The organism is Solidesulfovibrio sp. DCME (assembly GCF_049995385.1).
Lineage (GTDB): Bacteria > Desulfobacterota > Desulfovibrionia > Desulfovibrionales > Desulfovibrionaceae > Solidesulfovibrio.
Genome location: NZ_CP188261.1, coordinates 4,645,736 through 4,657,773, shown reverse-complemented (window position 1 = coordinate 4,657,773; position 12,038 = coordinate 4,645,736). Strand labels below are relative to the sequence as shown.

Here is a 12,038-nt window from a genome sequence, read left to right as displayed (position 1 = left end):
CGTACCGGCCGCAGGCGTGGTGGAGGTGTCGGCCACCGCGGCTGCGGCCGACACGCCATGGCCGGGACCCGGGGCAAGGCTGCGCTTTCGTTGCGGTATCGGCCGCGGTGCGCCTGATCGTGGCGGTTCGGGGCGGCGTGGCCGGCCGGCCTGCCTTGCCCCTGCCAAAAAACAGCGGTAACCGGCCGTTGTCACCGTGTTTCCATTGACAGTCCCTGGGGCTTTCGCAGTAGGATCGGCAATCCTCAATTCGGTGTATCGGGACGCAATCCTGTGCGAGGCGTCGTTTCGCCATGTCGCAAACCATGCCGCCAGAGCCCACGGGCCGCCGTCGCAAGCCGCCGCTTCGCCTGCTGCTCACGGCCCCGGTCCTGGCCCTGGTGCTGCTCACGGGCCTGGGCATCGGCTGGCTGGCCCTTTCGGGCGGCCGGGCGGCCGTGGGCGAGGCGGCCGGGCAACTGCGGGCCGAGGTCCTTCTCCGGGTTCGCCAGACCCTGGCCGCCTATCTGCGCGTGCCCGAGGAGGTCAACGCCCTGGGGGCCGAGGCCCTGCGGCGCGGGTTGCTCGTGCCCGGGCAGCCCCAAAACGTCCAGCGCTATTTTTCCGCCATCCTCGAAGCCAACCCGTCCATTGCCTACAACTTCTACGGCACCGTGGACGGCGAGTTCTACGGCGCCCGGCGCCTTGGCCCGGACACGGTCCAGATCGTGCGGGCCGGGGCCGAAACCGGCGGGGATTCTCGCAACTACGCGGTCACGCCCGACGGTGACGCCGGGGAGCTCAAGCAGGTCTACAAGAATTTCGACCCGCGCACCCGGCCCTGGTACAAGGCCGGCGCGGCCGCCGGCGGGCCGGTCTGGACGCCGATCTACCGCCATTTCGCCCTGGGCGTGCCCACCATCAGCGCCTGCCTGCCGGCCTACGGCCCGGACGGCGGGTTGCGGGGCGTGTTCGGCGCGGACTATCCCCTGACCCGCATCCACGAGTTCCTGCGCACCATCAAGGTCGGCCGGCGCGGCGAGGTCTACCTGCTCGAACGCACGGGCGCGGTCGTGGCCGCCTCGTCCCTGGAAACCGACCGCCTCCTGCTGCCGCAGCCGGACGGCAGTTACCGGCGCCTGGGGGCCCTCGAGGCCGGGGACCCCATGCTGGAGGCCGCCGTGGGGCACCTCCAGAAAACCCCGGGCGGGCTTTCCGGCATCGACGGCCCGGTCCTGGCCCAGGTCCGGGGGGCGGCCGGCGACCTCTACGTGCTGGCCGAGCCCTTTCGCGACGGCCTGGGCATCGATTGGCTGCTCGTGGCCGCCGCCCCGGTGTCGGACTACACCGGCCGCATCGAGGCCGGCATGCGCCAAAGCCTGGCCGTGGTCCTGATCGGGATCGCCGCCGCCGCCTGGGCCGGGGTGTTCATGGCCAGGCGCATCGCCCGGCCGGTGGAACGCCTGGCCGCGGCCGCTGACGACCTGTCGCGCGGCCACTGGGACCTGGCCTTGCCGGCGCCCAGAAGCCGGGAACTGGCCAGCCTGTCCGAGGCCTTCGGCCGCATGGCCGGCCAGTTGCGCCAGGCCATCGACCGCCTGACCCGCCAGCACGCCGTCATCGTGGAATCCAACAAGACCCTGGAAGCCCGGGTGGCTGCGCGCACGGCCGAACTCACCCTCATGCACGGCCGGTTGCGGGCCATCTTCGACGCCATCCCGGGCTTTGTCCACGTGGTGGACCGGGACCTGCGCGTGGTGGACGTGGGCGACAACCTCCTGCGGGCCATGGGCATCGCCCGCGAGGACGTGCTCGGCCGCAAGTGCCACGAAGCCTTCCACGGCCTCGACGCGGCCTGCCCCGATTGTCCCCTGGGCCAGGCGTCCGGCGAAACGGAGGTCCGGGTACGGCCGTCGACGGCCCGGGAGGAAGCCTTGCTTGGGCTGCCGTTTTTGGCCTACAGCGCGCCCATCCTGGACGAGGGCGGCGCGGTCTGGGGCCATATCGAGTGCTTGATGGATGTCCGCGAACTGCGCGAGGCCGAACGGCAGCTCGAGGCGGCCAAAGAGGAGGCCGAGGAGGCCAACCGGGCCAAGTCCGACTTTCTGGCCAAGATGAGCCACGACATCCGCACGCCGCTCAGTTCCATCATCGGGCTCACGGACATTTCCCTGCAATCGCGCCTGTCGCCGGATATCCGCGACAACCTGGCCAATGTGCTGGAGGCGGCCCGGGGACTGCTGGAACTGATCAACGACCTGCTGGACTTTTCCCGGGCCGAGGCCAAGAGCCTGACGCTTCGGGAGGAGCATTTCTCCTTGCGGGGGTTGCTCGCCGCGTTGCTGCGGGCCTTTGTGCCCCAGGCCCGGGCCAAGGGGCTGCGGTTGCGGCTGCTGCCGGGGCGGGATTGCCCGGCGGTGGTGCGCGGCGATGCGGCCAGGCTGCGCCAGGTGCTGGCCAACCTCCTGGGCAATGCCGTGAAATTTACGGAAAAAGGCGAGGTCCGCCTGACGGTTGCACCCGCCTCGCCGCCCCCCGGCCGCGAGGCCGGAGCGGGTTGGCTGCGTTTTACCGTGGCCGATACTGGGCTCGGCATCGCCCCCGAGGCCGTCTCCGGCATCTTCGAACCCTACCGCCAGGCCAGCGGCGAGATCGCCGAACGCTTCGGCGGCTCGGGGCTTGGGCTGGCCATCTGCCGCCAGATGGTGGACCTCATGGGCGGCGTCATCGGCGTGGACAGTACGCCGGGCCAGGGAAGCCGGTTCACGTTCACCGTGCCGCTGCCCGCCGGGGACCGTTCCCTGGCCAGGCCCGTGAGCCCGCCCGCCCGCAGCCTCGACAGCCTGCGGGCGGGCCAGCGGCCCCTGCACCTGCTTTTGGCCGAGGACAACCCCATGAACGTGCGCCTGGCCCGGGCGCTGCTTGCGCGGCTGGGGCATACGCTCACGGTGGCCGGTTCGGGGCGCGAGGCCATCGAGCGCCTGGCCGTCGAGGCCTGCGACGCCGTGCTCATGGACGTGGAAATGCCGGAGATGGACGGCCTGGAGGCCACCCGCCGCATCCGGGCCGGCGCGGCCGGGGACGACCGGCGAAACGTGCCCATCGTGGCCATGACCGCCCACGCGCTCTCCTCGTTTCGGGACCGTTGCCGCGAGGCCGGAGTGAACGCCTTTGTGGCCAAGCCCGTGGATTTCGGCGAACTGGCCGACGTGCTGCGGGCCATCGCCGGCCAGGGGACGGCCTCGGGCGAAGCCGACCCCGTGCGCCGGGCCGAGGCCATCGCCCGCCTGGACGACGACGTACCGCTGTACCGCGAGCTGTGCCGGATCTTCCTGGACGAGGCTCCGGGCTACCGGTCGCGCCTGGAGACGGCCCTTGCAGCCGGAGACCGCGCCGGCCTCGGCCAGGTGGCCCATTCCATCAAGAACAGTTCCGGGGCCATCGGCGCCGACGGCGGCCGCCGGCTGGCCGAGGAGGTCTTCGGCCTGGCCGCCTCCGGAGACCGGGATGGCCTTGCCCGCGCGGTCTCCCTGCTGCTGCGGGAGATCGACCGGGTGACCGCTTCCCTGTCAGGCTGACACCGCATCGGGTCACCAGGCGATTGGGCGGGCCGGGTCGGCCGGGGCACCGCTTCTCCGTCGGGCGGGCAGGGCCAGTGCGACCGTTTCCCGGCCTGGCCGGGAGGGGCGGCCGCGTCTGGTCGTTCCCCTGGCGTCGCGAAGGGGCTGTTGCCCGGCGGCAACAAAAACCGGGATGACGGCCGTGGCGGCGTCATCCCGGTTTGCGGTGTCGGGCCGGGGGGGGGCGGCGGCCGCGGCCGCCACGGGTCAGGGCTGGGCGGACGGGCGGGCCGTGTCCATCTGCCGCTGGGTTTCGAAGTCGAGTTCGTGGCGCAGTTCCTCGGGCATCTCCTGGCTGGTGGCCTTGCGCCGGGCTTCGCCGGCGGTGGGGCCGATCTGGCCGTTGGCGCTGTAATTGATGTTGGGCCAGTTGTTTTGGGCCGTCAGCGTGCCGGTCGTGCCGCCGGACCGGTTGATGTCGGCGCTGACCGGGGAGGTGTCGATGACGCCGTTGTGGTTCCAGTCGATGCCGCCGGCGGCATTGGTGGCAATCTGGTTGTAATAGTAGTCGCCGGAAACATAGTAATACACCGTGCCGTAGGCGCTGACGTCGTCGGCCCCGGTCAGGCCCAGGCCTTCCTGGAGCGAGGCCTTGTCGAGGGAGGGCGTATTGAGGCGCTGGTAGTCGAAGTTGAGCGGATAACCGTCGTCGCCCCAATGGCCGTTCCTGTAGAGGCCCCAGGTTTGAAACGAGTAGTTCATGACGCTCAAGTAGTTCGGCTTGTAGTTGATGTGGTCCGAGCCGCCGTGGGTCAGCCCCAGGCAGTGGCCGAGTTCGTGGATGAAGGTGCCTTGCTTTTGCCAGTCCGTGCCGCCCACCGTCTGCCAGCCGCCGAGGGTCACCAGGAAATCCGTGGCCGGGATGCCTCGGGCCAGGCCGCTGGAGGTCCCTTGATTGTAGGTATTGGCCCAGATCATGTACCGGAAGGACGGGGCGTAGGCCGTCTCGAAGGAGTTGTTTTTGAGGGCGTCGAAATCGACCCAGACCTGGACGTAATCGTTTTTTATGCCGAGGGTCTCGGCGTAGGGCACCTGGTTTTTGAGCACGGGGTGGATGTGGATGCCTGTCGTGCCGTCGGGGTTGGTCACGGGGGCGTTATTGAAGACAGCCTTGATGTTGTCGATGACCGTCTGGCTGGGTCCGAGGTTCACGCTGCCGGGCGTGACCATGTAATCCATCCAGACGAAGACGTCCTTGTGCCAGGGGCTGGCCCCCAAGGCCGGCAGATTCACGTAGGCGCCGCCAACCGTATAGCCGCGCAACTCCCACAAGTCGGGCAGGCCGTCGCCGTCGCTGTCGCGGCTCAGCGGCGGCCCGGCCAGGATCGGCGGCAGCAGGCTGATGTCGAAATCATCCGCCCGCACCGTCCCTGGAGCGGACACGAGCAGGGCAAGGGCGAAGAGGAACCACAGGGGGACGACCGCGTGGCGGCGTGACATGACGGACTCCGTTGCTGGGGTTGCCCAATGGCCCTGGTGAGGCTGCTTTCGGGCCTGCCTTGGCCTATTTCAGACTTCTATACTGTGGCACATATCCGCCCAGCCGTCCATGGCCATGATCCGGGACGGCGCGGCCGGGCGGACGTGGTTCGGGTGGCTATTGCCCTGGCGGCCCATCCCCGGTCATGGCTTCCCGGTGCGATTTCCGCTATGATGGCTGCGGCGCCGCGACCGGGCGCGCCGCACCCCATATCAAACGCCAGGAGCCTGCCATGCCCGTTACCGTCGTCGATCACCCGCTGGTGCGCCACAAACTCGGCCATATGCGCGAGCAGGGCCTGAGCACCAAGGAATTCCGCGAACTGGCCGGCGAAGTCGCCCGCCTGCTCACCTACGAGGCCACCAAGTCCCTGCCCACCGAAAAAGTGACCATCCATGGCTGGGCCGGCCCGGTGGAAGTGGACCGCATCACGGGCAAGAAGATCACCGTGGTCCCCATCCTGCGGGCTGGGCTCGGCATGATGGACGGCGTGCTCGACATGATCCCCGGGGCCAAGGTCAGCGTGGTCGGCATGTACCGCAACGAGGAAACCCTGGAGCCGGTGCGCTACTACGTCAAGCTGGCCAAAAAGATCCACAAGCGCCGGGCCATGATCCTCGATCCCATGCTGGCCACCGGCGGCACGCTCATCGCCACCATCAACCTGCTCAAGGAAGCCGGCTGCCGCCATATCCTGGGCCTGTTTCTGGTCTGCGCCCCGGAAGGCCTGGCCCGGCTCGAACGCGAGCACCCCGACGTGGCCGTCTACACCGCCGCCATCGACGAGCGTCTCAACGAACACGGCTACATCCTGCCCGGCCTCGGCGACGCCGGGGACAAGATCTTCGGCACCAAGTAGGCGCTGCCAACCGGCCGGCGCAGCCGTCACCCGGCGATGGCCTGGCATCCCAAGGACGGTAACCGGCCGTTCGGCCCCCCAGTTTACGAGACGCGGGGCCGGCGTTTGGGTGCGGCCCTTTGGGGAGAGGGGCCAAGTGTACAGCCATCTTCGTCTGGGGACGAGGCGCTCCGGCCGTTGCCGTCCTCACCGTCTTTGCGTTTTTCTTCGGCCGTTGGCCAGCTGATCGGCCGATCTGGTCGGGCCGGACGCTGTTGGATGGTCTGGTGGGGCTCTGGGATATTTCTCGCCTCGAACTTGGGCTGTCGTTGACTGCGTAGTGTTGCCGATTTCACGATGCAGGGCGTGGCCACATCGCCAGTCTTCCTGTCCGGCAGTGCGTTTTTGCCGCCACGGCCGTAACCATCGTCTCCGGCGCCATCGCCGAGCGCACCAAGTTCGTGCCCTGCCTGATCCTCGGCTTCGTGGTCACGGCGATCATCTATCCCGCCTCCGGCCACTGGATCTGGGGTGGGGGCTGGCTGTCCACGCTCGACGCCCCCATGCTCGACTTCGCCGGTTCCACGGTCGTCCACTCCGTGGGCGGCTGGGTCTCCCTGGCCGGGACCAACATCCTCGGCTAGGGCGCGGTTGTCGCCAGGGGCAAAGGAAAGGCCTCTCCCGGTTGCGGGAGGGGCCTTTCGCATGGGCGGCCGGGTAGTACCGGGGCGGTCGCTACCGGGAGCGCAGCAGCGGCCAGCGCTCGGGGGGGACGTACCCCTTGGGCTGGCGGGGGCATTCCCGCACCCGCATCTCCGCAAGGCTGACGCGTGCCCCCGACGGGAAGGCGTACACGGCCAGCGACCCGCAATCGGCCAGGCCCCGGGCCTTGGTCAGCACGGTCAGGGTGCCCTTGGCGGCATCGAAGGACACATCGCCCACCAGTTCGTCCTGGGGTACGGGCGGGGACGGGGCGGCGCTGTCGGCCAGGGCCGGGAAGCGCAACGGCATCCCCGGGCCATCCGGCTGTTCCGTCAGCACGGCCGTGTACGTGGCCTGGTAGGCGGCCTGGTCGCATTGCACCACGTAGAGCGTCCGCCCGCCGCTTAAGGCATAGGCATCGACCCCGGTGGAGCGGACCGTGGCGCCCATGCCCTCGGGGGAAACCATCTCCTGGTAGGCCGCCTCGCAGGATGGGGGCCAGCCCAGCCGGGCGCGCAGTTTTGCCCGCGCGTCGAGATAGCGCTGCCGCGTCGCGGCCATGGCGGCCTGCAGGGCGGCCAGGCGCTCGGCCTGGCGGGCGGCCAGGCAGGTGGCGTCGGAGCAGGCGTTGCGCGAGGCGAGCCACTCGCGCTGTTGCGCCCGCACGGCCGGCTTGTCCGCCTCCGGGACGGCGCCGAGCAGGTCGGCGAAAGTCTCGGCCATGGCCGCGTCGCCGGCCCGCAAGGCCGGGTCGGCGCAGATGGTTTTTTCCACGGCGGTGGCCGCCTTGGCGCAGTCCAGGCCCGCCGCCTTGGCCCGGTCCGGCGCCAGCCAGGCCAGGAGCAGCAGGGCGGACAGGGCCATAAACGCGCGGGCACGGCCCCCACGATGGCCGCGCCGGCCACGGAAGCCGCGGCGCGGCGCGAACGCGCGGGTGCGGTTTCCCCGGTCGCGGGATGGCCCACTCATGGCTTTTGCTTGACGTACAGCGCGATGCCGATGGCTTGCCGGCCGCCGGCATCGTGGGAATAGACGAGTTCCATGGAGCCGTCCGGCAGGAGGCGGCCGTGGAAATTGCCTTCCTCTTCCAGGATATGGACGGTCACGTTGTCGTAGGCCACAAGCCCCATGATTTTCTCCTGGTGCTTGGCGCTCTTTTTTACGCCCAGGAAGCGGCGGCCTTCCTGGGCCGTGATCTCCATGGCGAACTCCCCGCTGACGAAGCGCGGCGCCTGGTCGGCTTGGGGGAAGTGGCGGCTGCCGGTGGTGATGCCCTCATGGGCGGTGGTACGCCATGTTCCCCGCATGTCGGGCACATCGGCGGCCGGGGCGGCGGTGGCGCACAGAAGCCAGGCGAGCGTGCAACACAGGGCCAGGCGCATGGCGGCCTCCTTGGGTTGGGGTGTATGCCGGGGCGCCCAGGCGGCCCGGCAAGCGGCCACGGATGATCTATGCGCGGCCAAGGGAAGGCGCGTCAAGGTGTGCCGCGCGGTTGCCCGGCCGAAGCCCGGAAAAGGGCCGGCTGCCGGAAGCCGTGCCCGGGTTTGTCGGGAGTGAATGGGTGTTTACGTGGCCGAGGGAACCTGCTATTGCCAGCAACTTCCGGCCACAGACGGCCCAACCTCAGCTTTCCGGCGTGAATCCCTTGAGAGAAAACAAAGTCATCGTAGGGCTGCTTTGTTGTAGCATCGTTATTCTTTCCTGCATTGCCTTGTATTACAGGAGAGGGTGGCATGTCGTGGACGGACAGCTGCGGGAAATATCGTCGAATGTCGACACCATAAACATGGTCATGCGTGACCTTGGCGGCCTGTATTATCGTACCAGGTCCGCCATCATATTGACGCAGATCAAGTCCCAGGCCGATCCCCTCCTTGTCGTTTTCGGCGACAGCATAGTCGAACAGATGTACTGTCCCGCAACGGACGGCCTCAATGTCGTCAACGCCGGCATTTCCGGATCCAAGGCCCTGGAGTCCTTGCCGTTTCTGCAACAGGTCCTGGCGGCTTCCAAGGGGCCCCTCGTGGTGCTGTCCATCGGGGCCAACGACGCCTTCGGCGCTTCCGTGGCCAGCCCCGAGCAGTTCGCCGCAGGCTACGAGGCCCTGGCCAGGGCCGTGCTGGACAGCGGCCGCGCCCTGGTCGTGGCCACGCTGCCGCCCATGGAGCCCGGCAAACTGGCCGCCGAGCATTTCCATCATCCGAGCATCGCGGCCTACAACACGCGCATCCGCGAGATCGGCCAGCGCCTGGGCGCGCGGGTGGCCGACGTGGACGATGCCCTCGATCGCTGGCGCCAGGGCCGGCCGGAAGGGGCCACCGTGGACGGGGTGCACTTAAACGGCCAGGCCGCCGCCGTCTGGCGCGATACCGTCTACGCCGCGGTCAAAAGCGCCCTGGCGGCCCGCCCGTCCCCCTGACCGACCGGTCCGCCCGCCTTGACAAGCCGGAAGGGGCCGCGCAACAAGGTGACATGATTCCCTCCCCGGACGCCCCGGCCGGTGCCGCCGCCTGCTATGCTTGCCTGGCCGACGGCTTTCCCGGATTTTGCCTGCTCCTTGCCGGGGATGGGACGGTCGTTGCGGCCAGTCCCCGGACCCGGGAGTGTTTCGGCGACATCACGGGCCGGCGCTTTCCGTTGCTGCCCGCCACCTTCCCGGCCACGCCCCTGGCCGCGCCTGTGGACATGGCCCACGGGGCGCGGCTCTACCGCGTCCTGACCGTTGGCCCGGACGGGCTGGCCCAGGCGGGCGACGCCTGGCGGACCCTGGTCCTGGGCCTGGACGTCACGGACCTGGAGATGGCCCGGCGCCAGGCCGCCCGGCGCCAAGGGCAGTTGGCCGCCATCGTCGAAAACGCCATGGAGGGCGTGGTCGTGGCCGTGGCCGGCCGGCTCGTCTACGTGAATTCCTTCATGGAACGCCTCACCGGCCACGACGCCGCCACCTTGTGCTCCCGGCCGTTTTCCGGCTTCCTCCACGAGGAAGATCGAGCGGGCGTGGTGGCAAACCACCGCAAACGCCTGGCCGGCGAACCGGCCCCGGCCGGGCAGACGTTTCGCATCCGGGCCCGAAACGGCCAGGTGCGCTGGGTGCGCACCGTGTCCCGGCTCATGGCCTGGGACGACGTTCCGGCTTCGGTCAGCCTGTTGGCCGACATCACGGACCAGCGCCAGGTCCAGGTGACCCTGGACACGCTCATCCGGGACCAGGAAGCCCGCATCGAAAGCCGCACGGCCAGCCTGCGCCAGGCCAACGCCACCCTGGAAGCGGCCAACGCGACGCTCACCCGCGAAATCGAGGCCCACGAGCACACGGCCCGGAAACTCGCCGCCGCCCGGCGCAAGGCCCTGGAAGCCACCAAGGCCAAATCCGTGTTCCTGGCCAACATGAGCCACGAGATCCGCACGCCGCTCAATGTCATTTTGGGTATGGCCGACCTGCTTTCGCGCCCCGATGGCCAGGAAGGCCTCGATCGGGGCCGGGCCCTGGCCATGATCCGCGAGGCCGGGACCTCCCTGCGGGGCTTGCTTGGCGACCTGCTCGACCTGTCACGGGGCGAGGCCGGGCGGCTGGCCCTGGAGAACGTCGCCTTCCGGCCGGCCGAGGTCCTGGAGACCGTGCTGTCGCGCTTCGGCCCCCAGGCCGCCGAGCAGGGGCTGGCCCTGGCCGGGGCCATCGCCCCGGACGTGCCAATGGTGCTGACCGGGGATCCGGGCCGGCTGACCCAGGTTGTCGGCAACCTCGTGGCCAATGCCCTCAAGTTCACCCCCTCGGGCCGGGTGGACGTGACCATGGCCCGGGCCGCGCCGCGCCGGGCAACGGCCGCGACCCCGGGAGTGGTGGGGCTGCGGGTGGGCGTGCGCGACACCGGCATCGGCATCCCGCCCGAGCAGCGCCGCCATATTTTCGAAAACTTCCGCCAGGTCGACGGGGCCGGGGGCGGCGGGGCCGGCCTCGGGCTGGCCATCTGCCGCCGGCTGGTGGGGCTCATGGGCGGGCGCATCCGGGTGTCCAGCCAGCCGGGGGAGGGCAGCGAGTTCTCCTTTACGGCTCGTTTCGGCCTGGCCCGGGAGGCGACCCTCGAGGCCGCGGCCCAACCCGTGGAAATCCCCCCGGCGCCGCCCCTGGACATCCTTTTGGCCGAGGATTCGAACCTGTCGGCCGAGATGGTCGCGGCTTACCTCGTGCCCAGGGGGCATCGCCTGACCCGGGCGGCCAACGGCCGGGAGGCCCTGACCGCCTTGGCCATGGGCCATTTCGAGGTGGTGCTCATGGACATCCGCATGCCGGTCCTGGACGGCTTGGCCGCGACCAAGGCCATTCGCCGGGGCGACGTGCCGGGCTGCGACCCGGCCATCCCCATCCTGGCCCTGACCGCCCACGGCGCCCGGCGCGACCGCGACCGCATCCTGGCCGCCGGGGCCACGGATTATCTGGCCAAGCCCGTGAGCCTCGACGCCCTCCTGGCCGCCCTGGCCCGCCTCGTCCAAGGGGAAAAAGGCGCCGGTGGCCACCCCCCGCCAACCACGGGCGCGGCCGGACCCGAAACGCCGGCCGGCCAAGGGGCCGAAGCCTTCGATGCCGGGCGCGCGGAGGCCCTGGAAAACCTCGGCGGCGATACCGACCTCTACGACCGGCTGGCCGCGGTCTTCGTCCGGGATACGCCCGGCGACCGGCGAAGACTCCGGCGGGCCATGGACGACGCCGACGGCCCCGGCCTGGTGCTGGCCGCCCATACCCTCAAGGGCAATGCCGGGGTCATCGGTGCAAGCCGGGCCGCCCGACTGGCCCGCGACCTGGAGATGGCCGCCAGGGACGGCCGCGCGGCGGATTTCCCGGCCCTGGCCGCCGCCCTGGGAGAGGAACTGGACCGGGTGCTGGCCGGCCTGGCCGACCGGGGGATCGCACCGGCGGACTGACCGGCGCATGCCGGCCGGAGGGAAGACGCCGTGTCGTGCCGGGAAGGCGCCACGAGCAGTCGAGCAACCCGGAACGCGCCCCGGCCGGTCGAGCCGCCGGGAAAGGGGCGTTACCGGCCGAGCAGCCGGGAAAGGGTCGCCAACACGGCTTCGGCGGCGAGGGGTTTGGCCAAAACCTCGGCTGCGCCGTAGCTCTTGGCCCAGCCCAGGGTCTCGGTGTCGGTGAAGGTGCTGCCGGCGCTGATGGCCACGATGGGCAGCCCCGGGGCGAGTTCCAGCAGTTCCCGGATGGTGGCCAGGCCTTCCTTGCCGGGCATGAAAATGTCCACGAAGGCGGCCTGGGCCGGGGTCTCTCGGAAGGCGGCCAGGGCCGCGTCGCCGTCGGCGGCCTCGACCACCGCGTGGCCGGCCCGCTCCAGCACCGCCCGCAGCATGGCCCGCGTGATGGCCGCGTCGTCGACAACCAGAATCCGTGCCACGTCTGCTCCTCCTTGCGGCC

At 70.1% G+C, this 12,038-nt stretch carries 8 protein-coding genes and 1 pseudogene; 5 read left to right on the top strand and 4 right to left on the bottom strand.

Annotated elements, in window-relative coordinates:
- The first annotated feature begins 293 nt into the window (after positions 1 to 293).
- Positions 294 to 3,557, top strand: a complete 3,264-nt coding sequence (locus ACP59X_RS20620) for an ATP-binding protein (protein ID WP_428562140.1) — start codon at positions 294 to 296, stop codon at positions 3,555 to 3,557.
- A gap of 249 nt (positions 3,558 to 3,806) precedes the next feature.
- Here the strand turns inward: ACP59X_RS20620 and ACP59X_RS20615 are convergent, their stop codons facing one another.
- A complete protein-coding gene (locus ACP59X_RS20615; RefSeq protein ID WP_428562138.1) occupies positions 3,807 to 5,039 on the bottom strand; it encodes a hypothetical protein in 1,233 nt (410 codons plus the stop codon).
- Positions 5,040 to 5,311: 272 nt separating this feature from the next.
- Between ACP59X_RS20615 and upp the strand changes: the two genes are divergently transcribed.
- Both upp and ACP59X_RS20605 read left to right on the top strand, forming a co-directional pair.
- Positions 5,312 to 5,938: a uracil phosphoribosyltransferase gene (gene upp / locus ACP59X_RS20610; RefSeq protein ID WP_428562136.1), complete on the top strand. Its 627-nt coding sequence runs from the start codon at positions 5,312 to 5,314 to the stop codon at positions 5,936 to 5,938.
- Positions 5,939 to 6,312: 374 nt separating this feature from the next.
- Positions 6,313 to 6,558, top strand: a pseudogene (locus ACP59X_RS20605) (ammonium transporter); the annotation flags it as partial.
- Between the two features lie 94 nt (positions 6,559 to 6,652).
- Here the strand turns inward: ACP59X_RS20605 and ACP59X_RS20600 are convergent.
- On the bottom strand, positions 6,653 to 7,483 hold the full coding sequence (locus ACP59X_RS20600) for a DUF1176 domain-containing protein (RefSeq protein ID WP_428562134.1): 831 nt from the start codon (positions 7,481 to 7,483) through the stop codon (positions 6,653 to 6,655).
- Positions 7,484 to 7,584: 101 nt separating this feature from the next.
- Positions 7,585 to 8,001 carry a hypothetical protein gene (locus tag ACP59X_RS20595; RefSeq protein WP_428562132.1) on the bottom strand — a complete coding sequence of 139 codons (417 nt, stop codon included), beginning with the start codon at positions 7,999 to 8,001 and terminating at the stop codon, positions 7,585 to 7,587.
- Positions 8,002 to 8,357: 356 nt separating this feature from the next.
- Between ACP59X_RS20595 and ACP59X_RS20590 the strand changes: the two genes are divergently transcribed.
- Both ACP59X_RS20590 and ACP59X_RS20585 read left to right on the top strand, forming a co-directional pair.
- Positions 8,358 to 9,038: an SGNH/GDSL hydrolase family protein gene (locus ACP59X_RS20590; protein ID WP_428562130.1), complete on the top strand. Its 681-nt coding sequence runs from the start codon at positions 8,358 to 8,360 to the stop codon at positions 9,036 to 9,038.
- A 53-nt stretch (positions 9,039 to 9,091) separates the two neighbouring features.
- Positions 9,092 to 11,539, top strand: a complete 2,448-nt coding sequence (locus ACP59X_RS20585) for an ATP-binding protein (RefSeq protein ID WP_428562128.1) — start codon at positions 9,092 to 9,094, stop codon at positions 11,537 to 11,539.
- A 110-nt stretch (positions 11,540 to 11,649) separates the two neighbouring features.
- On the opposite strand, the gene ACP59X_RS20580 is transcribed toward ACP59X_RS20585, so the two are convergent.
- On the bottom strand, positions 11,650 to 12,018 hold the full coding sequence (locus ACP59X_RS20580) for a response regulator (RefSeq protein WP_428562126.1): 369 nt from the start codon (positions 12,016 to 12,018) through the stop codon (positions 11,650 to 11,652).
- Positions 12,019 to 12,038: the final 20 nt, after the last annotated feature.

Excerpts from the sequence above, each read along its gene's own strand:
- upp (WP_428562136.1), top strand. The coding sequence starts at position 5,312 with ATGCCCGTTACCGTCGTCGATCACCCGCTGGTGCGCCACAAACTCGGC.
- ACP59X_RS20585 (WP_428562128.1), top strand. The coding sequence starts at position 9,092 with ATGATTCCCTCCCCGGACGCCCCGGCCGGTGCCGCCGCCTGCTATGCT.
- ACP59X_RS20595 (WP_428562132.1), bottom strand. The coding sequence starts at position 8,001 with ATGCGCCTGGCCCTGTGTTGCACGCTCGCCTGGCTTCTGTGCGCCACC.
- ACP59X_RS20615 (WP_428562138.1), bottom strand. The coding sequence starts at position 5,039 with ATGTCACGCCGCCACGCGGTCGTCCCCCTGTGGTTCCTCTTCGCCCTT.
- ACP59X_RS20600 (WP_428562134.1), bottom strand. The coding sequence starts at position 7,483 with ATGGCCCTGTCCGCCCTGCTGCTCCTGGCCTGGCTGGCGCCGGACCGG.
- ACP59X_RS20620 (WP_428562140.1), top strand. The coding sequence starts at position 294 with ATGTCGCAAACCATGCCGCCAGAGCCCACGGGCCGCCGTCGCAAGCCG.